This window comes from Mycobacterium sp. EPa45 (assembly GCF_001021385.1).
In the GTDB taxonomy this organism is placed as follows: Bacteria; Actinomycetota; Actinomycetes; order Mycobacteriales; family Mycobacteriaceae; genus Mycobacterium.
In genome coordinates this window covers 6121407-6146182 of record NZ_CP011773.1, presented here as the reverse complement: position 1 = coordinate 6146182, position 24776 = coordinate 6121407, and the positions used below count along the sequence as shown (strand labels likewise).

24 protein-coding genes are annotated in these 24776 nt (G+C 66.0%); 12 read left to right on the top strand and 12 right to left on the bottom strand.

Translation table 11 applies throughout. From position 1 onward, the window contains the following. Positions 1–8: 8 nt before the first annotated feature. Positions 9–674 (bottom strand): SDR family oxidoreductase, encoded by a 666-nt coding sequence (locus tag AB431_RS29155; RefSeq protein WP_047332882.1) that lies wholly within the window; start codon positions 672–674, stop codon positions 9–11. 88 nt (positions 675–762) lie between these two features. Here AB431_RS29155 and AB431_RS29150 point away from each other — a divergent pair, with 88 nt between their 5' ends. Continuing rightward, entirely contained in the window at positions 763–2103 is a 1341-nt protein-coding gene (locus AB431_RS29150; RefSeq protein WP_047332881.1) for an amylo-alpha-1,6-glucosidase, read from the top strand. 3 nt (positions 2104–2106) lie between these two features. On the opposite strand, the gene AB431_RS29145 is transcribed toward AB431_RS29150, so the two are convergent. The 4 genes from AB431_RS29145 to AB431_RS29130 all read right to left on the bottom strand — a co-directional run bounded on the left by AB431_RS29145 (position 2107) and on the right by AB431_RS29130 (position 5850). Further along, positions 2107–2565 (bottom strand): MarR family winged helix-turn-helix transcriptional regulator, encoded by a 459-nt coding sequence (locus tag AB431_RS29145; RefSeq protein ID WP_047332880.1) that lies wholly within the window; start codon positions 2563–2565, stop codon positions 2107–2109. A gap of 62 nt (positions 2566–2627) precedes the next feature. Further along, the gene (locus AB431_RS29140; RefSeq protein WP_047332879.1) at positions 2628–3368 is read right to left on the bottom strand and encodes an amino acid ABC transporter ATP-binding protein; all 741 of its coding nucleotides are present in this window, start codon (positions 3366–3368) and stop codon (positions 2628–2630) included. After that, a complete protein-coding gene (locus AB431_RS29135) occupies positions 3368–5137 on the bottom strand; it encodes an ABC transporter substrate-binding protein/permease (RefSeq protein WP_047333913.1) in 1770 nt (589 codons plus the stop codon). Before AB431_RS29135 ends, AB431_RS29140 begins: the two co-directional genes overlap by 1 nt. A gap of 44 nt (positions 5138–5181) precedes the next feature. Beyond that, a complete protein-coding gene (locus AB431_RS29130) occupies positions 5182–5850 on the bottom strand; it encodes a GntR family transcriptional regulator (protein WP_047332878.1) in 669 nt (222 codons plus the stop codon). Between the two features lie 114 nt (positions 5851–5964). Here AB431_RS29130 and AB431_RS29125 point away from each other — a divergent pair, with 114 nt between their 5' ends. Further along, positions 5965–7137 carry a cytochrome P450 gene (locus AB431_RS29125; protein WP_047332877.1) on the top strand — a complete coding sequence of 391 codons (1173 nt, stop codon included), beginning with the start codon at positions 5965–5967 and terminating at the stop codon, positions 7135–7137. 12 nt (positions 7138–7149) lie between these two features. On the opposite strand, the gene AB431_RS29120 is transcribed toward AB431_RS29125, so the two are convergent. From AB431_RS29120 to AB431_RS29100, 5 genes are all read right to left on the bottom strand, one after another. After that, positions 7150–7935 carry an LLM class F420-dependent oxidoreductase gene (locus AB431_RS29120; RefSeq protein WP_047332876.1) on the bottom strand — a complete coding sequence of 262 codons (786 nt, stop codon included), beginning with the start codon at positions 7933–7935 and terminating at the stop codon, positions 7150–7152. A 52-nt stretch (positions 7936–7987) separates the two neighbouring features. After that, positions 7988–8908, bottom strand: a complete 921-nt coding sequence (locus tag AB431_RS29115; RefSeq protein WP_047332875.1) for an alpha/beta fold hydrolase — start codon at positions 8906–8908, stop codon at positions 7988–7990. A gap of 107 nt (positions 8909–9015) precedes the next feature. Then, the gene (locus tag AB431_RS29110) at positions 9016–10128 is read right to left on the bottom strand and encodes an inositol-3-phosphate synthase (RefSeq protein ID WP_047332874.1); all 1113 of its coding nucleotides are present in this window, start codon (positions 10126–10128) and stop codon (positions 9016–9018) included. 58 nt (positions 10129–10186) lie between these two features. Then, entirely contained in the window at positions 10187–10732 is a 546-nt protein-coding gene (locus AB431_RS29105) for a PadR family transcriptional regulator (protein WP_047332873.1), read from the bottom strand. A gap of 113 nt (positions 10733–10845) precedes the next feature. Further along, a complete protein-coding gene (locus AB431_RS29100; RefSeq protein WP_082135840.1) occupies positions 10846–11700 on the bottom strand; it encodes a DUF1707 domain-containing protein in 855 nt (284 codons plus the stop codon). A 111-nt stretch (positions 11701–11811) separates the two neighbouring features. On the opposite strand from AB431_RS29100, the gene AB431_RS29095 reads away from it, so the two are divergent. The 4 genes from AB431_RS29095 to AB431_RS29080 all read left to right on the top strand — a co-directional run bounded on the left by AB431_RS29095 (position 11812) and on the right by AB431_RS29080 (position 16987). Then, the gene (locus AB431_RS29095; protein ID WP_047333912.1) at positions 11812–12246 is read left to right on the top strand and encodes a DUF5318 family protein; all 435 of its coding nucleotides are present in this window, start codon (positions 11812–11814) and stop codon (positions 12244–12246) included. Positions 12247–12343: 97 nt separating this feature from the next. Continuing rightward, positions 12344–14740 (top strand): transglycosylase domain-containing protein, encoded by a 2397-nt coding sequence (locus AB431_RS29090; RefSeq protein WP_047332871.1) that lies wholly within the window; start codon positions 12344–12346, stop codon positions 14738–14740. Between the two features lie 68 nt (positions 14741–14808). After that, on the top strand, positions 14809–16380 hold the full coding sequence (locus AB431_RS29085; protein WP_235435978.1) for a glycosyltransferase family 87 protein: 1572 nt from the start codon (positions 14809–14811) through the stop codon (positions 16378–16380). Then, positions 16349–16987 (top strand): DJ-1/PfpI family protein, encoded by a 639-nt coding sequence (locus tag AB431_RS29080; RefSeq protein WP_047332869.1) that lies wholly within the window; start codon positions 16349–16351, stop codon positions 16985–16987. The genes AB431_RS29085 and AB431_RS29080 overlap by 32 nt, the downstream gene beginning before the upstream one ends. Here the strand turns inward: AB431_RS29080 and AB431_RS29075 are convergent. Further along, complete coding sequence (locus tag AB431_RS29075) at positions 16984–18294, bottom strand: adenylate/guanylate cyclase domain-containing protein (protein WP_047332868.1); 1311 nt, start codon at positions 18292–18294, stop codon at positions 16984–16986. The two genes, AB431_RS29080 and AB431_RS29075, sit on opposite strands and share 4 nt — an antisense overlap. 142 nt (positions 18295–18436) lie before the next feature. Between AB431_RS29075 and rpsF the strand changes: the two genes are divergently transcribed. From rpsF to dnaB, 5 genes are all read left to right on the top strand, one after another. Then, positions 18437–18727, top strand: a complete 291-nt coding sequence (gene rpsF / locus AB431_RS29070; protein WP_036342207.1) for a 30S ribosomal protein S6 — start codon at positions 18437–18439, stop codon at positions 18725–18727. Between the two features lie 104 nt (positions 18728–18831). Further along, the gene (locus tag AB431_RS29065; protein ID WP_047332867.1) at positions 18832–19350 is read left to right on the top strand and encodes a single-stranded DNA-binding protein; all 519 of its coding nucleotides are present in this window, start codon (positions 18832–18834) and stop codon (positions 19348–19350) included. A 61-nt stretch (positions 19351–19411) separates the two neighbouring features. Then, positions 19412–19666 carry a 30S ribosomal protein S18 gene (gene rpsR / locus AB431_RS29060; RefSeq protein WP_005142196.1) on the top strand — a complete coding sequence of 85 codons (255 nt, stop codon included), beginning with the start codon at positions 19412–19414 and terminating at the stop codon, positions 19664–19666. Positions 19667–19683: 17 nt separating this feature from the next. Beyond that, positions 19684–20142, top strand: coding sequence for a 50S ribosomal protein L9 (gene rplI / locus AB431_RS29055; RefSeq protein ID WP_047332866.1), 459 nt, complete (start codon positions 19684–19686; stop codon positions 20140–20142). 483 nt (positions 20143–20625) lie between these two features. Further along, positions 20626–22884: a replicative DNA helicase gene (gene dnaB, locus AB431_RS29050; protein WP_047332865.1), complete on the top strand. Its 2259-nt coding sequence runs from the start codon at positions 20626–20628 to the stop codon at positions 22882–22884. A 52-nt stretch (positions 22885–22936) separates the two neighbouring features. Here the strand turns inward: dnaB and AB431_RS29045 are convergent, their stop codons facing one another. Further along, positions 22937–24202, bottom strand: coding sequence for a CdaR family transcriptional regulator (locus AB431_RS29045; RefSeq protein ID WP_047332864.1), 1266 nt, complete (start codon positions 24200–24202; stop codon positions 22937–22939). Positions 24203–24380: 178 nt separating this feature from the next. Here AB431_RS29045 and AB431_RS29040 point away from each other — a divergent pair, with 178 nt between their 5' ends. Beyond that, complete coding sequence (locus AB431_RS29040; protein WP_047332863.1) at positions 24381–24776, top strand: DUF1330 domain-containing protein; 396 nt, start codon at positions 24381–24383, stop codon at positions 24774–24776.

The following is a 24776-nucleotide window of genomic DNA, read 5'->3' as shown; positions in this document are numbered from 1 at the left end:
GCCTGAGGTCAGCGTGGCCGGACGACCACCTGATGGGTGTGCGCGTCGGGTGGGCTGGCGATCACGTCGGCGACGATCCGCGCGACGGTCTCCGGCTTGAGGAACTTCGCCGGGTCGTACTGGCCGCCTTCGTAGGCGACGAGGTCCTGTTGCATCTCCGTGTCGACCCGGCCGGGGTGCACGCTGGTGACGCGCAGCTCGGGTACGTCCGCGCGAAGCGAATCGGCGAACGCTCGCTGGGCGAACTTGCTCGCCGAATAGGCGGCCAGCCCGGGCGATGCGTTCAGTCCCGCGCCGGAGTTGATGAAGACGACGTGTCCGCGCGCTGCCCGCAGCGCAGGCAGCAGCGCCTGGGTGAGGGCGACGGGCCCGGTGACATTCACCTCGAAGCAGGCCCGCCACTGTTCGGGGATCGAGTCGTCGAACCGCCCCGGGTATGCGACGCCGGCGTTGTGGACCAGCACATCGAGCTCGGCGAGCGGCTCGGCTGCAGCCTCGATCCCGTCGGGGTCGGTGAGGTCCAGCGGCCAGGTGGTGGCGCCGAGGCGGGTGGCGACGGCGTCGAGCCGGGCGGACGGCCGGCCTGCCAACAGCAGTGTGTGGGTGGGCGCCAGCGCATCGGCGATCGCGGATCCGATCCCGCCACTGGCCCCGGTGATGAGAGCGGTCTTCATTACCGGGTCGCTACGCTCCTGCCCTCCGATTGGCACAAACCCACCCTACCGACCTGCGTTTCGGACTCCCGCGCCGCAGAATGAACGCGTGGCATACGACCCGAGCTTCGGCCCGACACAGTTGGCGGCCCGCGCGGCCTACCTTCTGCGCGGTAACGACCTGGGCGTGATGACCTCCGCGGCGCCACTGCTCTATCCGCACATGTGGAGCTGGGACGCGGCGTTCGTCGCCGTCGGACTGGCCCCGCTGAGCGTCGAGCGCGCCGTGGTCGAACTCGACACCCTGCTGTCGGCGCAGTGGACGAACGGGATGATCCCGCACATCGTGTTCGCCAACGGGGTCGACGGATACTTCCCGGGCCCGGCCCGCTGGGCCACCTCGGCGTTGGCGGCCAACGCCCCGCGCACCCGGCACACCTCGGGTATCACCCAGCCGCCGGTGCATGCCATTGCGGTGCAACGCATTCTGGATCGTGCCCGCACCAGGGGCCGCTCCACCCGTGCCGTCGCCGAAGCATTCCTGGACCGCCGCTGGCCGGATCTGGTGCGCTGGCATCGCTGGCTGGCCGAGGCCCGCGATCAAAACGGCCACGGGCGCATCACCCTGTACCACGGCTGGGAATCCGGGATGGACAACTCGCCACGCTGGGATTCCGCGTACGCCAACGTGATTCCCGGCAATCTGCCGGAGTACCAGCGCGAGGACAACCACATCGTCACCGATGCCAGCCAGCGGCCGTCCGACACCGAGTACGACCGCTACCTGTGGCTGCTCGAAGAGATGAAATCGGTTCGCTACGACGACGATCTGCTGCCGAAGGTGATGAGCTTCGCCGTCGAAGACGTCTTCGTCTCGGCGATCTTCGCGGTGGCGTGCGATGTGTTGGCCAACATCGGCGAGGACTACAAACGGCCCAACGCCGACGTCCGTGACCTCTACTCGTGGGCCCAGCGGTTCCGGCAGGGCGTCGTCGAGACGACCGACGAAAGGACCGGGGCTGCACGGGATTTCGATGTCAGAACAGACAAATGGATCGCCACCGAGACGGCCGCGCAGTTTGCACCGCTGCTGTGCGGCGGCTTGCCGCACGACCGCGAACGTGCGCTGCTGCGGGTTCTGGAAGGCCCCCGGTTCAGCGGACACCCGGACCTGAAATATGCGGTGATCCCCTCGACGTCACCGGTTTCCAAGGATTTCCGGCCCCGGGAGTACTGGCGTGGCCCGGTCTGGCCGGTGCTGACATGGCTGTTCTCGTGGGCGTTCGCGCGCCGGGGATGGTCGGAGCGCTCGCTGCTGCTACGCCAGGAAGGTCTTCGGCAGGCCAGCGACGGCACCTTCGCCGAGTATTACGAGCCGTTCACCGGCGAGCCACTGGGCAGCATGCAACAGTCCTGGACCGCCGCGGCGGTGTTGGACTGGCTGGGCTAGACCCTAGGTCTCGGCCTGTTCGGCCAACCGCTCCAGCGGTCGCAGTGCCGCGGCCAGAGTGTCGCGCTCTTCGTCGGTCAGCTTCGACAGCAGGGCGGCCAGGTTCGCGCGCCGCACGGCCAGCGCCTCGCGGTGCTGCACCAGCCCCTGCGGGGTGACCTCGACCAGCACGGCCCGCAGATCCGAGGGGTCACGGGACCGCTTGACCAACCCGAGCTTCTCCAGACGGCGGATCGCCACGGTCGTGGTCGGGGTGCGCACGCGTTCGCGCGCGGCCAGCTCGGTCATCCGGATCGGACCCTGATCCAGCAGGGTCAGCAGGATGGACAGCTGTGCAAGGGTGAGGTCGGCTCCGGCGGTACTGGACTTGGTGTCGGCACGGCGCAAGACCGAAAAGAGCTTCGACAGGACCCGTTGCAGGTCCCCGGACAGGTCAGTGACCTGCGGCTCGGCCTCAATCATAGTTCGCTAGTCTAACCTGTCAGCGGTTGTCAACCGCGTGATACGCGGTTTTCTGCCAGGACTTACAGAACTTGCGACAGGAAACGCTGCAGACGCTCGGTCTCGGCGGCCGTGAAGATCTTGTCCGGTGGCCCGGATTCGATCACCTGGCCGTAGTCCATGAACACCACCGAATCCGCGGTCGACTGGGCGAACCCCATCTCGTGGGTGACGACCACCATCGTCATCCCGTCCGAACCGAGCTCGGCGATCAGCGCCAAGATGCCCTTGACCAGCTCGGGATCCAGAGCCGAGGTGGCCTCGTCGAAGAACATCACCTGCGGGGCCATCGCCAGTGCCCGCGCGATCGCGACGCGCTGCTGCTGGCCGCCGGAGAGCGTGGCCGGGCGCACCTCGGCCTTGTGTTTGAGCCCGACTCGGTCCAGTTGTGCCAGCGCCAGCTCGCGAGACTCGTCGGCCGACAGCCGCTTGAGCTTGCGTGGCGCCAGTGCGACGTTGTCCAGCACGCTGCGGTGCGGGAAGAGATTGAACTGCTGGAACACCATGCCGATGCGCTGGCGCAGTGCGTCGGGATCGTCACTCAGCACGGACTTGCCGTCGAGCAGGATGTCCCCGCGGTCGGGTTCGTAGAGTCGGTTCAGCGTGCGCAGCAGCGTCGACTTACCCGAGCCCGACGGCCCGATCACTGCCGTCGTGGTGCCGGCGGGAACGTCGAGGTCTACGCCGCGCAACACCTGGTTGGTGCCGAATGCCAGGTGAATGTCGTTGGAGGCCAACGAAACCGGCTCGGGAAGAGACGCCATCACACCATCTCCTGGGTCGTGGTGGGCGGCGCGAGCGGATCGTCGTCGGGCTCCGTGCGGCCGCGGCGTAGCCGGGCGTCGATGTAGTTCACCAGGTGGGTCAGCGGAATCGTCAGCAACAGGTAGAACAGGCCGGCCGCCACCAACGGCGACAGATTGCCGGTTTGTGCGTTGAGGTCACGGCCCACCTGGAACAGCTCGCGCTGACTGGCGATCAGACCGAGGAAATACACCAGCGACGAGGCTTTCAGCAGCGAGATGAACTGGTTCACCAAGGCGGGGAGCACGCGTCGCACACCCTGCGGGACGACCACCAATCGCATCGACGAGGCATAACTGAACCCGAGTGCGCGCGACGCCTCCAGCTGCCCGGCGTCCACGCTCTGAATGCCGGAGCGGAAGATCTCGCCGATATAGGCCGCCGCCATCAGTCCGAGCGCGGCGATGCCCAGCGGGTACGGGTTGTTGCCGGTCAGACCGCCGACGACCGGCCCGATACCCAGGCCGATCAGCAGGATGATCACCACCTCCGGCAACCCGCGGAAGATGTCGGTGTAGACCCGGGCCGGCCAACGCAGCCATCGCGAGCGCGAGATGCCGGCGACGGCCAGCACCATGCCGAGCAGCAGCCCGATGACACTGGCGCTGATGGTCAGGATCAACGTGTTGGGCAGCCCGGTGGTGAGCAGATCGGGGATCGCCTGCTTGTAGAGGTTCCAGTCCACGAACGACTCGCGCAGCTGCGTCAGCACCGACTTCGGGGCTGTCGCCGTGCCGGCGGGTTTCTTGTGAGCCGCGGCGATTGCGGCGAAGTCCGGCAGCTGCGGTACGGGCGCCGCCTTGGACCCCGGCTTCCAGCCCGGTGGTAAAGCTCTGGGCACCCAGTCGGAGTACAGCCGCGACCAGGTGCCGTCGGCGATGACGGCATCGAGCCCTGCGTTCAACGCGTCGATCAACGGCTTGTTCTCATTCGCCACCGCATAGGCGACGAAATTGTCCAAGCTGAAAGTGTTTTCAACGATTTGCGCCGGATCGCCGGGCTTGACCGTGCCGACCGCCTGCTGTGACGGAGCCACCCATGCGTCGATCTGTCGGGTCTTCAGGCTGGCGTAGACGGTGTTGTAGTCGGGGAACTTCACCGGCTGCAGGTGCAGTGTGTCGACCAGGTAGGCCTCCTGCACGGTGCCCTGCACCACCCCGATGCGTTGACCCGGTCCGAGTTTTTCGAAGCCGGTGATCGGTGAACCCGACGGCACCACCAACGAGAAGTAGCCGAAGTCGTAGCCGTTGGTGAAGCCGACGGTTCGCCTGCGCGCATCGGTGGTGGTGATCGACGACGATCCGACGTCGAAGCGACGGGCGGCCACCTGGGCGAGGAGACCGGAGAACTCGGTGCCGACGAACGAGATCTTCAAGCCGAGCTTGTCGGCGATCGCCCGCAGCAGCTCGTTGTCGAACCCGGTGAACTGTCCCTTCGAGTCGATGCAGATACTCGGTGGCGCATCCGACAGCGTGCCCACCGTCAGCGTGCCCGGGGTGATCAGGCCGAGCCCGTCCCGGTTCACCGACGTCAGCGGCTCCACGGTGGCGGTGGTGTACTTGTCGGCTTCCGGCCCCTTGGCCGCGGCGGCCAGGTTGGTCGGCAGCGCACTGGCCGACTCCTTGCCCGGCGGTGCGCACTGGTCCGCGCCCGCGGGTGCGGCGGCCACCAACCCGGCGACCATCAGCAGGACCGACAGCATTGCCGCCAGACGTATGTGTAAAGGCATCACTAGCAAGGTACTGCCCGGGGCCATCCCGGCACGCCTTGCGATCAGACGGAATCCAAGTGACCACCGAGCACCCCGCGCCGATGCAGCTCGACGACCAGCACGTCGGCCATCAGATCGGTACGGTCCAGGCAGGCCTGTCGCGCTGCCGCCGGATGGCGACGGCGGATCGCGGCGTGCTCGGCCTCGGCGAGCGGCAACAGCTGGGCCACGGTGTCGGGATGGGTGGCCCAGAACTCCTGCGGCATGAAGCCGCGTGACGCGCGGATGCCCGCGGTCAGGCGCGGGCCGGCGTATTCCTCGAGCACGATCTCGCGGTACGCGTCTGCGGTGTTGAGGAATTCGCGCGATTCGGTCGCGGCACGCATGCCGGCCATCAACTGCTCGAGTCTGTCGAGTACATCGGGCCGGGGATCGGCGGCGGCGCGGGCGGCCGCCGCACCGGTCAACAGACCGTGTACCTCATGGTGCTCGCGTAGTACGTCCGCGTCGAAGCGGCGGACGAACGCCCCGCGGTGATAACGCGACTCCAGGATGCCGTCGTGTTCGAGCTGATTGAGCCCTTCCTGGACGGGCACGCGACTCAGCCCGAGGGCAGCGGTGATCTCGTTGCGGTCCAGCCGATCTCCCGACCGCAGCCGGCCGGTGAGGAGCATGTCGAGGACGTACGCAACGACCAAGTCCTTCTCTTTGACCCCGTAGCGTTTGGGCATTTCCCTCTCCGCCGCATCCAGGAGGCGTAGCACTCGCCGCAATCTTCCTGGTTACTAGCGGGTATCTCGCCGAATCTGTGCAAACAAGACTGTGAGTCTCGTTACGCTCCGCCAATGACGACGCTGGAAATGCCTGACGGCTACTATGCGGATACTCCGATCCCGAGCGGGCGTACCGCCGCCGTGGACTATCTGCGGAAGCCAGGGCCGGTGTATCGGGTCGGTTCGCTGTGGATGATCACCAGTTACGAGGGCGTCCGGTTCGCCCAGAAGCACCCCGAGTTGTTTTCCTCGGCGCGGGCCTTCGACGGGGTCGCCAACGCCGTGCAGATGATTCCGATCGCGATCGATCCGCCCAAGCACGCGGACTACCGGCGGGTGCTGGATCCGATGTTCGGCCCCAAACGCATGGCGGAAATGGACGGCGATCTGCGGGCGCAGTTGCGCGGGCACATCGACAAGTTCGCCCCGCTCGGCCGCTGCGACGTCGTCGCCGACCTGTCCTACAAATTCCCCACCCAGGCGATCCTGACATTGTTCGGCCTGCCGCTGGAGCACCTGCCCACATTCCTGACCTGGGTGAGCGGGATCATCAAGGGTGCCGACATCTCGTCACTGGGCCAGGAGACGTCGCAGTCGGTAATCGATTGCAGCATAGCACTTTTCGGGTTCCTCGCCGAGCAGATCGAGATCAAGAAAACTCACCCTGGCGACGATATGCTGAGCAACATCTTGGCCCTCGACGGCGACGAAGCCTGGACGGACGCCGAGATCCTCGGGTTGTGCTTCCTGATCATCCTGGCGGGGCTGGACACCGTCACCGGTGCGATCGGTTTCGCATTGCTCACCCTGGCCAAGGACCCGGTACTGCGTCACCGGCTGATCGACGACTCGTCGTTGATCCCGCCTTTCGTCGAAGAGGTGCTGCGTTTGGACGGCCCGGTACCGGGCGTGCCGCGCGTGACGACCGCCGACGTCGAGGTCGAAGGCGTGACGATCCCGGCGAACTCACAGGTCATGCTGATGCTGTTCACCGCGAATCGCGATGGGCCGTATGCCTATACGGCGAACGAGATGGATCTGAACGCCAAGGCCGTCCACCTCGGATTCGGCGGTGGTATCCACCGGTGCCTCGGTTCGCACCTGGCACGCCGCGAACTGCGGCTGACCATCGAGGAGTTCCACGCGCGCATTCCGGACTACCGGTTGGCCGGCGAGGCCACCACGCTGTGGCCCGCCGGCACCTTCGGTCTGGAGTCGCTGCCGCTGGAATTCGAGCCCTGCTAGCGGCAATCGGATCTAGCGGCTGTCGCGCCAGCTCACCAAAGCCTCGGCCGGCCCGAGGTCGTAGTCCGGTCCGTCGCAGCCGACGGTCAGCAGCGTCACGCCCAACCCGGTCAGGGCCTCCGCGTTGGCGACGATGGTGTCGCGGTCGCGGCCTTCCACACCCGAGGAACGCTCGATCTGGCCCGGCTCGCGGCCGACGTCCGAGCAGTGCCGGTCGAGCACCTCGGCCTTGCCGGGGTAGGTCTCGGCGTTGGTGAAGCCGTGCCAGATATCCCCGTGCTCGGCAACCAGGCGCAGGGTCTTCTTCTCGCCCTGGCCGCCGATGAGGATGGGGATCTCCCGGGTCGGCGCCGGGTTCAGCTTGGCCAGCCGCGATTTGATGCGCGGCAGCGCACCCGCGAGGTCGTCGAGGCGGCTACCGACCGTGCCGAAGTCGTAGCCGTACTCGTCGTAATCCTTTTGCTTCCAGCCCGAGCCGATGCCCAGGATCAGCCGGCCGTCCGAGATGTGGTCGACGGTGCGAGCCATATCGGCCAGCAGTTCCGGGTTGCGATACGAGTTGCAGGTGACCAGCGCGCCGATCTGCACGCGCGAGGTCTGCTCGGCCCAGGCGCCCAACATGGTCCAGCACTCGAAGTGCGCACCTTCGGGATCGCCGTAGAGCGGGAAGAAGTGGTCCCAGTTGAAGACCACGTCGACGCCGATGTCCTCACAGCGGCGGACGGCATCGCGGATCTGGTCGTAATCGGTGGAATGCTGCGGCTGCAATTGCACGCCGATGCGAATGGGGAAGGTCACCTATCCACCGTACGTCGGTGTCGGCGCCGGTATTCCCGGTGGGCGCAGACGCTCAGCCGGCGAGCACGTCTCGCAGAATCTCGATCAGCGCGCGGGGTTGGTCACCCTGGACCGAGTGACCTGAGTCGGGAACCTTGATCACGCGCTGGAATCCTGGTGCGGTTCGGGCGAATTCGTCGGCATCCTCGTCGTTGACGAAGAACGAGTTGGCGCCGCGCACCAGCGTGGTGGGCATGGTGATGGACGGGACGTCGTCCCACAGGCCGGCGAACGACTCGGGCAGTCCGTCGCCGGATTTCGCGCCCTTTCGGAACGAGTCGTAACGCCAGGTCCAGGTGCCGTCGTCGAGCTGCTTTGAGTTGTGAAAGACGCCGCGGCGCAGCGACTCTCGGCTCCGGGTCGGGGAGGCGGCGACGGTGACGTCCAGCATGGCCGCGAAGCTCTCGAACGTGCGCTCGCCCTGCACCAGGGCGACCGCGCCCAGCTGAGCCTGGCTCATCTGTTCATGACGCTCGGGCGCCGAGGGGGTGACGTCGACGAGCACCAGCTCGGGAACCAGGGTCGGCTCGACGGTCGCGATGCGCAGCGCGGTCAACCCGCCCAATGACATCCCGACCACCAGTCGGGGGCTCGGCGCCCATTCGTTCAGCACAGGCCGCAACGTTTCGGCGTTCAGCCGGGGGCCGTAGTCGCCGTCTTCTCGCCAGGCCGAGCGGCCATGGCCGGGCAGGTCGATCGCGAGCGCCGGAACACCCAGACCGAGGATGACGGTGTCCCAGGTGTGGGCGTTCTGGCCGCCGCCGTGCAGGAAGACGACCTGCGGCGCTTCGGCGCCCCACTTCAGCGCGCTGATCGGGCCGGATTCGATCCTGGCGACCGACGGTAACTCGCCACTGACTCCGGCCTGCGCGGCGTTCTCGGGCAGCAGCGCGAATTCGTCGTCGAGGCGGATCAGTTCGTCATCGGAGATCACACAGCCATCTAACGCGAAAGTGCGGCCAGATCGCGATGGGGCGTCCCATCTGGATCTGGCCGCACCCTGTGCGGTGGGTGTTACTCGCCGGGTTGTTTCCCGGGTCGCTAGCGCTCCTGCCCTCCGGCGATGAACTTCTCGAGCTCGGCTCGGGCGATGTCGTCGGCCAGCTGCTTGGGCGGGCTCTTCATCAGGTAGGCCGAGGCCGGGATGATCGGGCCGCCGATGCCGCGGTCCTTGGCGATCTTCGCGGCGCGCACGGCGTCGATGATGATGCCGGCCGAGTTCGGCGAGTCCCACACCTCGAGCTTGTACTCCAGGTTCAGCGGCACGTCACCGAAGGCGCGGCCCTCGAGGCGGACGTAGGCCCACTTGCGGTCATCGAGCCACGCGACGTGGTCGGACGGGCCGATGTGCACGTTCTTGTCCTCGATCTTGCCGGCCAGCGAGCCGGTGAGGTTGGAGGTCACGGCCTGGGTCTTGGACACCTTCTTGGACTCCAGGCGCTCGCGCTCGAGCATGTTCTTGAAGTCCATGTTGCCGCCGACGTTGAGCTGGTACGTGCGGTCCAGGGTGACGCCGCGGTCCTCGAACAGCTTGGCCATCACGCGGTGGGTGATGGTGGCACCGACCTGGCTCTTGATGTCGTCACCGACGATCGGCACTCCGGCGTCCTCGAACTTCTTGGCCCACTCGGGATCCGAGGCGATGAACACCGGCAGCGCGTTGACGAACGCGACCTTGGCGTCGATGGCGCACTGCGCGTAGAACTTGTCGGCCTCGTCCGAGCCCACCGGCAGGTAGGACACCAGCACATCGACTTGAGCGTCCTTGAGGATCTTGACGACGTCGACGGGCTGCTCGTCGGAGATCTCGATGGTCTCGGCGTAGTACTTGCCGATGCCGTCCAGGGTCGGGCCGCGCTGAACGACGACATCGGTCGGCGGCACGTCGGCGATCTTGATGGTGTTGTTCTCCGACGCGAAGATCGCCTCGGACAGGTCGAAGCCGACCTTCTTGGCGTCCACGTCGAACGCGGCCACGAACTTCACGTCGCGTACGTGATAGGGGCCGAGCTTCACGTGCATCAGACCGGGAACGGTGGCGTTCGCGTCGGCGTCCTTGTAGTACTGCACGCCCTGGACCAGTGAGGACGCGCAGTTGCCGACGCCGACAATGGCGACCCGCACATCTGTCGACGTTCCGTTGTGCTCCGTCATGGGACGTTCTCCTAACTCGTACTTCTACTGGCTGCTGTCAGGTACTGCAGTGGCCGCGTCAGGCCTGATCTGGATGGCTCTGGGCCACCCGCTCAGCGGCGATCAGCTCGTTGAGCCACTTGACTTCCCGCTCGCTGGACTCGAGGCCCAGCTGATGCAGTTGTTTCGTGTAGCGGTCGAACGAATTGCTCGCCCGCGCGATGGCCTCCCGCAGACCTTCGCGACGTTCCTCCACCTGGCGCCGGCGGCCTTCCAGGATCCGCATCCGTGCCTCGGCCGGTGTGCGGTTGAAAAACGCCAGGTGTACACCGAAGCCGTCGTCGGTGTAGTTCTGCGGACCGGTGTCGGCCACCAGCTCGGCGAACCGTTGACGACCGGCATCGGTCAGCGCATATACCCGCCGTGCGCGGCGTAACACCGTGGTTCCCGCCGGTGCGGTGTCCTCGGCGATCAGCCCGTCGGCCTGCATCCGGCGCAGGGCCGGGTACAGCGAGCCGTAAGAAAAGGCGCGGAACGCCCCTAGGAGACCCGTCAGTCTCTTGCGCAGTTCGTAGCCGTGCATGGGGGACTCGAGCAGAAGACCCAAGATGGCAAGCTCCAACATCGGGTCACCTCCTTTGCTCGACCGTTACGGCGCTTCGACACCTCCGCAGATAGTATCGGAGCGATATATTTAACGCTACTTATCCGCCAACGGTCCTGATGGCTGCCCGACGGTTACGGGTAGTTGACCTGCTTGACCGTGCCGTCCGGATACAGCTGGATGTACCCGCTGCCGAAATCGCTCGAGACGTAGATTTCGGCGGTCACCGTGCCCGCGGCGGTGGGGTCACGGCTGGGTTCGATGATCAGATAAGTGCTCTTGACGTCGCCGGGCTTCATATTCAGCGTCTCGGGAGCCCCGCGCAGAACGCCGACGACGGCCTTGGCGTCGAACTTGCTCAGGTCCACCAGCGCGGCGTCGCTGCTGGCCGCCGACGTGCTCGGGTCGCCCCAGCCGCCGCGGTAGGTGTAGTTGAGCTCGCGGCGGTCGTCGTTGGGATCGGGCCGGGTCAGCGACGCGTAGTCGGGGTAGATCACCAGGCGGTTGCCTTGGGTGTCGCCGAACTTCTTCTTCATCTGCTCGAGTAACCCGTTGAGTCCGCCCAGCGAGTGCAGCTGACGCGGCGGGGTCAGCACGACCGGGGCCACCCCGTCGGACTTGGCGCCCGGGTCGGAGGTGAAGTTGAGCGGCGACGGTGTGTTGCCGTACAACCCCCAGCCGATGCCGATGCCGAGCACGATCAGCACACCCACGATCGCCAGGCGGATACCCCAGCTGCCGCCGGCACCGGGCGCCGACAGCCGCGGCTTCTTCAGCGTGGGTAGCTGCACCGGGGCGTTCGCGGTCTGCAGATCGGAGACGAGGGCACGCAAGTCGCCGAGCGTCGTCGCGGTGGTCGCCTCCTTCACGCGCTGCTGGTGCTCGCTCATCGACAGCTGCCCCTCGGACAGCGCGGTGTCCAGGATCTGGCACGTGTCGTTGCGGTCGCTGTCCTTCGCGCGCGTGCTGGCCGTCTGCGATGTCGCCACGGCGATGATCGTAAGAGTTCTCCGAGCAAGAGTGCAGACCAGGCACATATTCTCCGGCGCCTCGAGTCGGTCGCGCGTCGTTGCCCAGATCGCCGACGTACTCTGGTGATCGTGCGATTGCAGCGACAGGTGGTGGACTACGCCCTTCGGCGACGCTCCCTGCTGGCTGAGGTGTACTCCGGTCGAACCGGTGTCTCTGAGGTCTGCGACGCCAATCCCTATCTGTTGCGGGCCGCGAAGTTTCACGGCAAGCCCAGTTCGGTGATGTGTCCGATCTGCCGCAAGGAGCCGCTGACATTGGTGTCCTGGGTGTTCGGTGATCACCTGGGTGCGGTTTCGGGATCCGCGCGCACCGCCGAGGAGCTGGTGTTGCTGGCAACTCGATTCGACGAATTCTCAGTACACGTGGTGGAGGTATGCCGGACCTGCGAATGGAATCACTTGGTCAAGTCCTACGTGCTCGGAGCGCCGCGTCCCACCAACGGGACGCGCGGACGCCGGGGCACCCAGACGGCGCGTTCCGGCGCGCGTACGGCCAGTGAATAGCGAAGGGCGTCCCGACCGGCCTGCCGCTGACATCCGCAAGGGATCAGGGGCCGAGGGTGCGTCCGGTAGCTTCGAACCGCCGACGACGCGATTCCCCGTGGCCGGCGAGGGTTCCGTTCCGTCGCGGTCCGCGCCCCGCAGGCAGGTCCCGCCCGACGACCGGCTGACGTCGATCATCGAGCCGATCCGCGACGACACCGCGCCCCTGCTGCGCGACCCGGTCGACGTCGTCAAGGCCGCCCTCGATGGCACACCGCCGCCGAAGCCGCCACCGCCACCGCCACCGCCACGACGCACGGGTGGCCCCGGTGGACCGGGTGGCCGTCCGCCGTTCAAGCCCCCGAGCTTCTCGCAGCAGGTCAACTGGAAATGGGTGCGCCGGTCGCTGTACCTGGCCGCGGTGGTGTTGATCGTGTTGCCGTTGCTGACCTTCGGGATGGCCTACCTGATCGTCAAGGTGCCCCAGCCGGGTGACCTGCGTACCAACCAGGTGTCGACGATCCTGGCAAGTGACGGCTCGGAACTGGCGAAAATCGTTCCGCCGGAGGGCAACCGGGTCGACGTGAACATCGACCAGATTCCGGTCCAGGTTCGCAACGCGGTGATGGCCGCCGAAGATCGCGATTTCTACAGCAATCCGGGCTTCTCGTTCTCCGGCTTCGCCCGCGCGCTGAAGAACAACCTCTTCGGCGGTGACCTGCAGGGCGGGTCCACGATCACCCAGCAGTACGTGAAGAACGCGCTCGTGGGCGATGCCCGCTCAGGCGTCGGCGGCGTGGTGCGCAAGGCCAAAGAACTCGTCATCTCCACGAAGATGTCGAGCGAGTGGTCCAAAGACGAAGTGCTGCAGGCGTATTTGAACATCATCTATTTCGGCCGCGGCGCCTACGGCATCTCAGCGGCCGCGAAGGCTTACTTCGACAAGCCGGTCGAGCAGTTGACCGTCGCGGAGGGCGCCCTGCTGGCCGCGCTGATCCAGCGACCGTCGACCCTGGATCCGGCGATCGATCCCGACGGCGCCGCCAAGCGCTGGGACTGGGTGCTCGACGGCATGGTGTCGATGGGCGCGCTCTCGAAAGACGAACGCTCTCAACAGGTGTTCCCGCAGACGGTGTCGCCGGAGCAGGCCCGCTCCAACAATGTGACGACCGGGCCAAACGGTCTTATCGAACGCCAGGTCACCAAGGAACTGCTCGACCTGTTCAACATCGACGAGCAGACTCTCAACACCCAAGGTCTGCAGATCACCACGACGATCGACCCCAAGGCGCAGCAAGCCGCCGAGAATGCGGTGACAAAGAATCTCCAGGGTGAGATGCCGGACATGCGTTCGGCAGTGGTGTCTATCGACCCGAAAACCGGTGGCGTGAAGGCCTATTACGGCGGTTCGGATGCGCAGGGCTTCGACTTCGCACAGGCCGGCCTGCCGACCGGTTCGTCGTTCAAGGTGTTCGCGTTGGTGGCCGCCCTCGAGCAGGGGATGGGCCTGGGCTATCAGATCGACAGCTCGCCGGTCACCGTCAACGGCATCAAGATCACCAACGTCGAAGGCGAAGGCTGCGGGGTCTGCAACATTGCCGAGGCCCTGAAGCGGTCGCTGAACACCTCCTACTACCGGCTGATGCTCAAGCTCAAGAACGGGCCGAGCGATGTCGCCGATGCCGCACACCGAGCCGGTATCGCCGAAAGCTTCCCGGGCGTGGAGCACACGCTGTCCGAGGACGGCAAGGGCGGGCCACCGAACAACGGCGTGGTCCTGGGTCAGTACCAGTCTCGAGTGCTGGACATGGCCTCTGCCTACGCGACGCTGGCCGACTCCGGGGTCTACCACAAGCCGCACTTCGTGCAGAAGGTCGTCAACTCCCGCGGCGAGGTGCTCTTCGATGCCAGCACCACCGACAACACCGGAGAACAACGCATCCCCAAGGCGGTCGCCGACAACGTGACCGCGGCCATGCAGCCGATCGCCGGCTACTCCCGGGGACACAACCTGGCCGGAGGCCGGCCGTCGGCGGCCAAGACCGGAACCAATCAGCTCGGTGACACCGACGCCAACCGCGACGCGTGGATGGTGGGTTACACCCCGTCGTTGGCGACGGCGGTGTGGGTGGGCACCACCGACGGCACCCAGCCACTCGTCACCGCGTCGGGCGGGCAGGTGTACGGCTCGGGCATCCCGTCGGACATCTGGAAGTCGACGATGGACGGGGCGCTCAAGGGCACCGACAACGAGTCGTTCCCCAAGCCAACCGAGATCGGTGGCTATGCCGGCGTTCCGGCGGCTCCGCCCCCGCCGCCCCCGCCGCCGTCTGAGACGGTCATCCAGCCCAGTATCGAAGTGGCTCCGGGCATCACGATTCCGCTCGGACCGCCGACGACCATCACGGCTCCGCCGGGTGGTGGCCCGGTGCCACCGCCGTCAGGCGGACCGCAACAACCGGCGCCGATCGGCGGCGGTGACGCAGGCGCACCCCTACCGCCTCCGCCGCCGTGACCGACGGCCGCGCCACCGTCTCCCCTCAACCGCTGGCCGAGGATCGGCGCAGCGCGGACGATCGCGACATGCCAAGTCGCACTGATGCTTTAGGTTCTGCGCTGTCGGAGGTGGTGGGCGGCCCGGTGGGCCGGCATGCGCTGATCGGCCGGACGCGGATCTTCACTCCGCTGCGGGTCATGTTCATGATGGCGCTGGTGGTCCTGGCGCTCGGGTGGTCGACGAAGGCGCCGTGCCTGCAGACCGTCGGTAACGGGGCACCCGATCAGCGGGTCGCGAACTGGCAGAATCAGCGCGCCTACTTCGAACTGTGCTATTCCGACACCGTGCCGCTCTACGGCGCGGAGTTGTTGAGCCAAGGCCGCTTTCCGTACAAATCGAGCTGGCTCGAGACCGACTCGAGCGGACGGCCGCAGATCCGGTACGACGGCAAGCCTGCGGTGCGCTACATGGAGTATCCGGTTCTGACCGGGGTGTACCAGTACGTGTCGATGGCGTTGGCCAAGACCTACACCGCGGTGGCCAAGATGGTCTCGCTACCGACGGTCGCCGAAGTGGTGATGTTCTTCAACTTCGCGGCGATCGGTCTTGCGTTGGCGTGGCTGGCGACCGTGTGGGCGTCGTCGTGGCTGGCGGGCCGGCGAGTGTGGGATGCCGCGCTGGTGGCGGCGTCGCCGGTGCTCGTCTTCCAGGTCTTCACCAATTTCGATGCGCTGGCTACAGCTTTCGCGATCGGCGGTCTGCTGGCGTGGGCGCGCAAGAAGCCGGTGCTCGCCGGCATCCTGATCGGCCTCGGGGTGGCCGCCAAGTTGTATCCCGCACTCCTGCTCCTCCCGTTGGTGGTGTTGGCGATTCGCACCGACCGAATGCCCGAGGCGGCCAAAACCGTGGTGGCCGCGGTGGGTGCGTGGTTTGTGGTGAATCTTCCTGTGATGGCCCTGTTTCCGCGCGGCTGGTCGGAGTTCTTCCGGCTCAACTCCCGCCGCGGCGATGACATGGACTCGCTCTACAACGTGGTCAAGTCGTTCACCGGATGGGGTGGTTTTGACACCAACCTCGGGTTCTGGCAACCGCCGGTGATCCTCAACACCTTCGTCGCGGTGCTGTTCCTATTGTGTTGTGCGGCAATCGCTTACATCGCACTGACCGCACCGCAGCGGCCGCGGGTGGCGCAGCTGGCGTTCCTGACGGTAGCGGCGTTCCTGTTGGTGAACAAGGTGTGGAGTCCGCAGTTCTCGCTGTGGCTGGTGCCGCTGGCGGTGCTCGCGCTGCCACACCGGCGACTTCTGTTGGCGTGGATGACCGTTGACATGCTGGTGTGGGTGCCGCGGATGTACTACCTCTACGGCGAGGCCAACAAGGGTCTGCCCGAGCAGTGGTTCACCGCCACAGTGCTCCTGCGTGACATCGCGGTGGCGGCCCTGATGGTGTTGGTGGTGCGCCAGATCTACCGGCCCGAATTGGACTTGGTGCGCTGGGGTGGCCGGGTGGACGATCCGGCCGGGGGAGTGTTCGACGGCGCCGACGACGCGCACCCAAAGTGGTTCCCGCGGTGGCTGCGGCCGCGTGAGGCGCCGGCAGACAAGGCCGAGGAGCAAGAGGCACCCGATGCAAGTCGCGATAGCACTGTTCCCGCGTAACACCGCACTGGACGCGATCGGCCCCTACGAGGTGCTGCAGCGCATCCCGTCGATCGACGTCGTCTTCGTCGGGCACCAGCGCGGCGAAGTCCGCAGCGACAACGGCATGCTCGGTCTGACCGTCGACGCCACCTTCGACGAAGTCTCCGAGCCCGACGTCCTGGTGTTCCCCGGCGGGATCGGCACCCGGACCCTCGTCACCGACGAGCGGGTGCTCGACTGGGTTCGCGAGGTGCACCGCCATACGACCTTCACCACTTCGGTGTGCACGGGCAGTCTGGTGCTCGCCGCCGCGGGGCTGCTGACCGGGCTGACCGCAGGCACGCATTGGCGGGCCACCGAGTTGTTGGAATCCCTCGGCGCGATCTACTCCCCGGCGCGGGTCGTCGAGCACCTGCCGGAGCGCATCATCACCGCGGCCGGGGTGTCCAGCGGCATCGACATGGCATTGCGGCTGGTGGAGTTGCTGATCGGGCGCCGGGCCGCGGAGGCCAGCCAGTTGATGATCGAGTACGACCCGCAGCCGCCGTTTCACGCCGGCGCGGTGGACCAGGTCTCGGACGCCACCCTGCAGCTGGCGTTGGAGTACTACGGCCGGCGGAACTAGGCGTTCGGGGCGACGGCGAACAGGCGCCAATCGCCGGGGACCCCTTTGAGGCGGTGGCTGCCGCGGTCATCGAACTCGAGCCCCGAGCCGATGACGAGGTCGCGCAGCGTGCTGGACACCAAGACCTCATTCGGGCCGGCCAGTGCGCTGACCCGGGCTCCGATGTGTACCGCGATGCCGCCGATGTCATCGCCGCGGACTTCGCATTCACCGGTGTGCAGCCCGGCCCGGATTTCGATGCCGAGCGCTCCGGTCGCGCCTCGAATTGCCATGGCGCAGCGGATCGCTCGTTGCGGTCCGTCGAAGGTGGCGAGGAAGCCATCGCCGGAAGTGTTGACTTCATGGCCACGGAAGCGAGAGAGCTGGGCGCGGACGACGGCGTCGTGGGCGTCGAGCAGCGCGTGCCAGTCACGGTCCCCCAACTCAGCCGCCCGGCGAGTCGAGTCGACGATGTCGGTGAACAGCACCGTGGCCAGCACCCGATCGTCGGGCACCTCGGCTTCATGTCCGGTGAGGAACTCGGCGACCCGCTGAAAGGACGCGCGCCAGGGCTCGACGAAATGAAACAAGTTGCGGCCTGGCAGCTCAACATATTTCGCACCGGTGATGTTGTCGGCGATATTGCGACCCATCTGCGGCACGACGAACGGATCGTCGAGATGATTAATGACCAGGGTCGGCACGCGAATGCTGGGAAGTACCGCCCGGACGTCCAGCCACTGCACCATTTCAAGCATCACCGCCAGGGTGGCGGGACTGACCGCGAGGCGTTCCATCCGCGCCCACTGCGCCCGGATTTCCTCGTTCCACGGCATGTCGGGATTCATCAGGGCCTGGAGCTCGCCTGAGCCCCACAACGCGGTCATCGTCTCCGCGAAGGTCTCGTGAGGCCGGATGGTTTGTATCTCGGCGTAGCCCTCGAGGGCAACGAGAGCGGTGGTTCGCGATGGATATGTGGCGGCGAAGAGCGCCGCGGCTGCGAAGGCACCGTCGATCGCGACAAGCACGGCTTCGCTGCTGTCGAGGTCGTCGAGCACCGCGGCGATGCTGTCGGTCCATTGCTCGAGGGTTGGCATCGCGCCGGGTTCAACAGGGTCGGATGCCCCGGTGCCGGGCTGGTCCAAGAAGATGAGCCGGCCCAGCGACGTCATCGCCTCGACCCAACCTTGTATCGACTTCAGTTCGGGAACGATCTCACAGCAGGTGAACCAATTCGGCACGAACACGATGTCGCGGGCACCCGGCGCCGACGCCCGGTAGGCGACACGCAGACCCCCGTTGAGCGCATACCGCGTCTCGGCGAACACGGCCGAAGTCTAAATCCGACCGGCGCAGCGATTTCGCTGATCAGCCCATGTTGGAGTAGCCTTGCCAGGTTGCCGACGCAGGCGACCCTTCTGCCACGGATACGCCGTGGCCGCTACGACCATAGGAGGTGATGAGGTTCCCATGCGTCCATACGAAATCATGGTCATCCTTGACCCCACTCTCGACGAGCGCACCGTGGCCCCGTCGCTGGAGACGTTCCTGAACGTGATCCGGAGTGACGGCGGTTCGGTCGATAAGGTCGACATCTGGGGCCGGCGCCGGCTGGCGTACGAGATCGCCAAGCACGCCGAAGGCATCTATGCCGTCGTCGACGTGAAGGCCGAACCGGCCACCGTGTCCGAGCTCGATCGCCAGCTGAACCTGAATGAGTCCGTCCTGCGGACCAAGGTGATGCGGACCGATAAGCACTGAGTCCTCATCGACTCACAATCCGCGTCAGTGGATAACCTCGCCGCGCGTCGGAGCTCTTACGTAGGCTTCGCGGTGAATCCATCCGCCTATGCCAGGAGGACCTTGTGGCCGGTGACACGACCATCACCGTCGTCGGAAATCTGACCGCCGACCCCGAACTTCGGTTCACCCCGTCGGGTGCAGCCGTCGCCAATTTCACGGTGGCGTCTACCCCGCGCACGTTCGACCGTCAGACCAATGAGTGGAAAGACGGCGAGGCGCTGTTCCTGCGCTGCAACATCTGGCGTGAGGCGGCGGAGAACGTGGCCGAGAGCCTCACCCGCGGGTCGCGGGTGATCGTTCAGGGCCGGCTGAAGCAGCGTTCCTTCGAAACCCGTGAGGGCGAGAAGCGCACCGTCGTGGAGCTCGAGGTCGACGAGATCGGCCCGTCGCTGCGCTACGCCACCGCCAAGGTCAACAAGGCCTCGCGCAGTGGCGGCGGGGGCGGCGGCTTCGGTGGAGGCGGCGGCGGGGGCGGCGGTTCCCGTCCGGCGCAAGCGGCCAGTGAGTCGAATGACGATCCGTGGGGCAGCGCCCCGGCATCGGGTTCGTTCGCCGGCGGTGACGACGAACCGCCCTTCTGATAACCAACGAAAACCTTTGCGCGCCAAAGGCGCGACTGTGAAGAACGAGAGAGATTGACCCATGGCCAAGACCAACAAGCGGCGTCCTGCACCGGAAAAGCCGGTCAAGACCCGCAAGTGCGTGTTCTGCTCCAAGAAGGGGCAGGACATCGACTACAAGGACACCCAGCTGCTGCGCACCTACATCAGCGAGCGGGGCAAGATCCGCGCTCGCCGGGTGACCGGTAACTGCGTGCAGCACCAGCGCGATATCGCGATCGCCGTCAAGAACGCGCGCGAGGTTGCGCTGCTGCCGTTCACGTCGGCGGCACGGTAGAGAACGGAAGTATCGACATGAAGCTCATTCTGACCGCTGAGGTCGACCACCTCGGCGTAGCCGGTGACACCGTCGAGGTGAAAGACGGCTACGGACGTAACTACCTGCTGCCGCGCGGCCTGGCCATCGTGGCCTCGCGCGGTGCCCAGAAGCAGGCCGACGAGATCCGTCGCGCCCGCGAGATCAAGACCGTGCGCGACCGTGCGCACGCCGACGAGATCAAGGCCGCCATCACCGCGCTGGGTTCGATCCAGCTGCCGGTGAAGTCAGCCGCGGACTCGGGCAAGCTGTTCGGCTCGGTGACCGCCAACGACATCGTCGGGGCCATCAAGAAGGCCGGCGGACCCAGCCTGGACAAGCGCACCGTGCAGCTGCCCAAGGCACACATCAAGGCGACTGGCGCCCACACCGTCGGCGTGCATCTGCACCCCGAGGTGAACGTCGACATCACCGTCGACGTCGTGGCTCAGAGTTAGCCGTCTGCGTCAATTCCCCGGGTGGTGGCCGTCAGCGGCCGCTCCCGGGGAATTGCTGCATTTCTGGCGAACACATCCCGGCGGCGTCGGCACAGCTAATCTAACCGGCCGTTAACCTGGCGCATAACGTCCGGCAACACAACACGCCCGAGATCGCAACCGGAGCCGACACGCCGATGAAGTTGCCATCCACAACACACACCTGGCGCTACCGTGCGTTTAGCTGGGCAGATAACGCAAAAAGGGCCAGTAATCCACAGGTTCTCCCCAACGACTCAACACCCCTGTCCCCAGCTATCCACAAACCACTAACAGGTTGATGAACAACCCAGGTTTCCGACGGCTCCAGCAACGTCTACCGTGAGCCGTCGGCGGGACGGATCATCATCGCGACGCCGAGTACTTGTCGGGGGCTTGGGGTACAACCTCCGATAGTGCATCGAACATGAGTTCGACGGATCAGGAGGAGGTGGGGGCAGCCACATGGCGGTCGTCGACGATCTCGGTCAGCCCGGGATGGATAGTCCTCCTCCTTCTGAGGACTTTGGCCGCCAGCCGCCTCAAGATCTCGCAGCCGAACAATCGGTGTTGGGCGGCATGCTGCTTTCCAAAGACGCCATCGCCGACGTGCTGGAGCGGCTGCGTCCGGGTGACTTCTATCGACCGGCCCACCAGAACGTCTACGACGCGATCCTGGACCTGTACGGGCGTGGTGAGCCGGCGGACGCCGTCACCGTCGCCGCGGAGCTGGATCGCCGCGGGCTGCTGCGCCGCATCGGCGGAGCGCCGTATCTGCACACGCTGATTTCGACGGTGCCGACCGCAGCCAACGCCGGCTACTACGCCGGCATCGTCGCGGAGAAGGCGTTGTTGCGGCGGCTGGTGGAGGCCGGCACCCGGGTGGTGCAGTACGGCTACGCCGGCGCCGAAGGTGCCGACGTCAACGAGATCGTGGATCGTGCGCAGGCCGAGATCTATGACGTCACCGAACGCCGGACCGCGGAGGATTTCCTGCCGCTGGAAGATCTGCTGCAGCCGACGATGGACGAGATCGACGCCATCGCCTCGAACGGCGGTCTGTCCAAGGGCGTGCCGACGGGCTTCGAGGAGCTCGACGCGTTGACCAACGGGCTGCATCCGGGACAGATGATCGTGGTGGCGGCCAGGCCCGGTATGGGCAAGGCGCTGGGGCTGGACACGCCCCTCTCGACGCCGACGGGCTGGACCACGATGGAAGAGGTCAAGGTCGGCGATTACCTCATCGACGCCGAGGGACGTCCCACAAGGGTGGTGGCGGCGACCGACGTCATGTTCGGTCGGCCCTGCTACGAGGTCGAATTCTCCGACGGCACAGTGCTCATCGCCGATGCCGAGCACCAGTGGCTGACGGAGACGCGGGCGTCGATGCAATCATGTGCTGCCGTGCGGACCACGCGACAAATTGCCGCAACGCTGCGTTGCCCGACCCCGGACCACCGCCTGAATCACTCGGTGACCAATGCCAAGCCGCTGCAGGCTCCGCACACCGACCTGCCGGTCGCGCCGTACACCCTGGGCGCGTGGCTCGGCGGCGGCCTCATCGACGGCGATCCCGAAGTGGTCATGCGTGTCGAAGCCGAGGGTGCTGATGTTGATGCGATAGACGCCACGCACATTCCGGTGAATTACCTGCGCGCCTCCGAAATCCAGCGCCGCGCGTTGCTCGCAGGCCTGTTGGATGCCGCCGGAACCGTGAAGAGCGGTGGGGCTGTTCAACTAGCGGTAACCGACCGACAGCTCGCCGACGAAGCCTGCGAACTGATTGTCAGCCTCGGATACCGGTGCCATCGCGCCGATGGTTCGACGGGCTTCATCCTGAACTTCTCCACCGACGACGGCGTTTTTCAGATACCGCGGAAGGCGCTGGCGCATAAGGAACAGCGGGCGGGCCGTCCAGCGCGGGTGTCCTCGCGCTTCATCACCGATGTTCGACCGATCGAGAGCGTTCCCGTGCGGTGCGTCGAGGTCGACAATGGCGACCACATGTACCTCGCGGGGCGAGCGATGATCCCGACGCACAATTCGACTCTGGGACTGGACTTTTTGCGGTCCTGCTCGATCAAGCACAGGCTTCCGAGCATCGTGTTCTCACTCGAAATGAGCAAGTCCGAGATCGTGATGCGACTGCTCTCGGCTGAGGCCAAGATCAAACTCGCCGACATGAGGTCGGGCCGGATGACGGACGACGACTGGACGCGACTGGCGCGCCGCATGAGCGAAATCAGTGAAGCGCCCTTGTATATCGACGATTCACCGAACCTGACGATGATGGAGATTCGCGCGAAGGCGCGCCGCCTGCATCAAAAGGCGGGGTTGCGACTGATCGTGCTCGACTACCTGCAGCTGATGACATCCGGAAAGAAGGTCGAGTCCCGCCAGCAGGAAGTATCCGAGTTCTCAAGGCAGATCAAACTTCTGGCCAAGGAACTGGAAGTTCCGGTTGTCGCGATGAGCCAGCTGAACCGTGGTCCTGAGCAGCGCACCGACAAGAAGCCCATGCTGGCCGACCTCCGCGAATCGGGATCGATCGAGCAGGACGCGGACATGGTGATCTTGCTGCACCGGCCCGATGCCTTCGAAACAGACGACCCGCGCGGCGGTGAAGCCGACCTGATTGTCGCGAAACACCGTGCGGGACCGACGAAGACAGTGACTGTTGCGCATCAGCTGCACCTGTCCCGGTTTACCAACATGGCGCGCTAGCAGCGGAGGAGCACGCTGCAGCGGTGTGGCCGCGCTGGGTGCCTTGGTCCGCTCAGCTCGTATCCTTCGCGCGGAATGAAGGTAGGAGTGCGAGCGCAACGCGCAGGTCGAGCGACGCGACGTCAGGCCGACGTCCGAGGATCTGTTCGGCTTGCTTGACGCGGTAGGTGATGGTGTTCGGGTGCACGAGCAATCTCGCGGCCGCCCCTGTGCGGCTGCGGTTTTCTTCGAGGTAGACGGTCAGAGCTTCGGCCGCGCGCCGGGCTGGGCCGTCGGTACCCGCGAGTGGGCCGAGGACACGGTGTACGAACGTGGCGGCGAGTTCTGAGTCGACGCTGGCCAGGGCGGGGACCGCGAGGTCGCGGTAGAGCGCTACACCGGTGAGTTTGGCGTCGGCAGTGACGCGGCGGGCATGGCCGGCTTCCACAGCGGAGCGACGGAAGCCATCGAGCCCCCGACCGGGCTCGCCTACCCCGATCCGCAGACCGGGCAGATGGCACTGGGTGAGCGCGGTGGTATCTCGCGCGCTGAATCCGCCGGCTCGGCTGATCCATGCGATGCACGTCGTAACACCGGTCGGATTTACCAAGTGCGCGGCGGCCCCGACGATTGACGCAAGCCGGGAAACGGCCTGCAACAACACTTCCTGCGGGTCATCATCCCCAACGCGATTGACCACGGCCGCGGCCACCCCGAGGTGGTCGTGTCCCAGCGCGTAACGAAGGCGTTTGCTCGCTCGGTCCTGGTTTCGTTCTTCGCCGGAAATAATCGCGGTGATCGCCGCGCCCCGCGCGGCCATAGCGCTGCGCAACCACCGTTCGCGTTCCGCCTCGACCGCCTCCTCGACTCGCGTGATCGCTGTGTCGGCGTAGGCGAAGGTCCAGCGGGTGAACAGTTCGGTGGCCGCGCGTAGGACAGCTGTATCTTCGCAGCGCAGCGCGATCCGCTCGAAACACCATTGCCAGATGTATTCGTGGCCCAGGCGGTAGGCCCGGACCAACTGCGACGGCGGCACCTGTCGATGGACTCCGGCCTGCGCGAAGGCCAGTGTGGCCGCGGGGAGTTCGAGCTTACGCGGATCGATTCCTTCGGACATTCCGTCGGCGAGCGCCTCGATCGTCTGCTGGGTGCTGACCGCGTTCTCGGCGACAGTCTGCGCGTCGGGCATCACAGCGGGGAGGGCGGCCTGCATCCGCGTGACCATCGATTGCGTCAACTGCGGCGCTTCGGCCCGCAACTCGGTGGCCACGGGACGCAGAACCTGCTCCCAGGACCGGCGAGTGCCGGCGTCGGCCGCTGGGCCCCAGGGTTCTCCCATGGGTCCGAGAGTAGCGCCGACCAGGCCGATCGGCGGGTCGTTTCAGCAGCCCGTTTTGTACTGCCAGTACAAAACTCTTCCGGATGCTGGCGCGGTGGTCCAAGCGCAGACCAATCGCCGGTACCTAGTGTCCTAAATACACCTGAACAGGCACTACGCACCTTCCGAGGAGATCCGAATGTCCACCGAAACCCGTCATATCGATGCCACCGAGGCCCAGGTACAGACTCTTGTCACGGCAGCCCAGCACAATGACTCCCCGGTTGTCATGGTGAACCTGCTGGCGTTCAACGATGGAGCCGGACGTGACTCATATCTGCGCTACGCCCAGGCCGTTCAGCCTCATCTGGACCGCGTCGGCGCCTCGATCGTGTACGTCGGCGACGCCACCCACACGGTGATCGGCGGCGAGGACGCGCCGTGGTGGGACACCATCCTCCTGGTTCAGTACCCGTCCCGGGCGAAATTCCTGGAGATGGTTCTCGATCCCGGCTACCGGGACATCGCTGAATACCGCACCGCAGCCCTGCAGACCTCGGGTCTGATTGCGACCGAGCAGTGGATCGCGAACTGA

Bases quoted from the DNA above. Each gene is read 5' to 3' on its own strand.
- AB431_RS29040 (WP_047332863.1), top strand. From the start codon at position 24,381: ATGTCCACCGAAACCCGTCATATCGATGCCACCGAGGCCCAGGTACAG.
- AB431_RS29105 (WP_047332873.1), bottom strand. From the start codon at position 10,732: ATGTTGGAGCTTGCCATCTTGGGTCTTCTGCTCGAGTCCCCCATGCAC.
- rplI (WP_047332866.1), top strand. From the start codon at position 19,684: ATGAAGCTCATTCTGACCGCTGAGGTCGACCACCTCGGCGTAGCCGGT.
- AB431_RS29125 (WP_047332877.1), top strand. From the start codon at position 5,965: ATGACGACGCTGGAAATGCCTGACGGCTACTATGCGGATACTCCGATC.
- AB431_RS29130 (WP_047332878.1), bottom strand. From the start codon at position 5,850: ATGCCCAAACGCTACGGGGTCAAAGAGAAGGACTTGGTCGTTGCGTAC.
- AB431_RS29135 (WP_047333913.1), bottom strand. From the start codon at position 5,137: ATGCCTTTACACATACGTCTGGCGGCAATGCTGTCGGTCCTGCTGATG.
- AB431_RS29085 (WP_235435978.1), top strand. From the start codon at position 14,809: ATGCCAAGTCGCACTGATGCTTTAGGTTCTGCGCTGTCGGAGGTGGTG.
- AB431_RS29080 (WP_047332869.1), top strand. From the start codon at position 16,349: ATGCAAGTCGCGATAGCACTGTTCCCGCGTAACACCGCACTGGACGCG.
- AB431_RS29045 (WP_047332864.1), bottom strand. From the start codon at position 24,202: ATGGGAGAACCCTGGGGCCCAGCGGCCGACGCCGGCACTCGCCGGTCC.
- AB431_RS29155 (WP_047332882.1), bottom strand. From the start codon at position 674: ATGAAGACCGCTCTCATCACCGGGGCCAGTGGCGGGATCGGATCCGCG.
- AB431_RS29140 (WP_047332879.1), bottom strand. From the start codon at position 3,368: ATGGCGTCTCTTCCCGAGCCGGTTTCGTTGGCCTCCAACGACATTCAC.
- rpsF (WP_036342207.1), top strand. From the start codon at position 18,437: ATGCGTCCATACGAAATCATGGTCATCCTTGACCCCACTCTCGACGAG.
- rpsR (WP_005142196.1), top strand. From the start codon at position 19,412: ATGGCCAAGACCAACAAGCGGCGTCCTGCACCGGAAAAGCCGGTCAAG.
- dnaB (WP_047332865.1), top strand. From the start codon at position 20,626: ATGGCGGTCGTCGACGATCTCGGTCAGCCCGGGATGGATAGTCCTCCT.
- AB431_RS29145 (WP_047332880.1), bottom strand. From the start codon at position 2,565: ATGATTGAGGCCGAGCCGCAGGTCACTGACCTGTCCGGGGACCTGCAA.
- AB431_RS29110 (WP_047332874.1), bottom strand. From the start codon at position 10,128: ATGACGGAGCACAACGGAACGTCGACAGATGTGCGGGTCGCCATTGTC.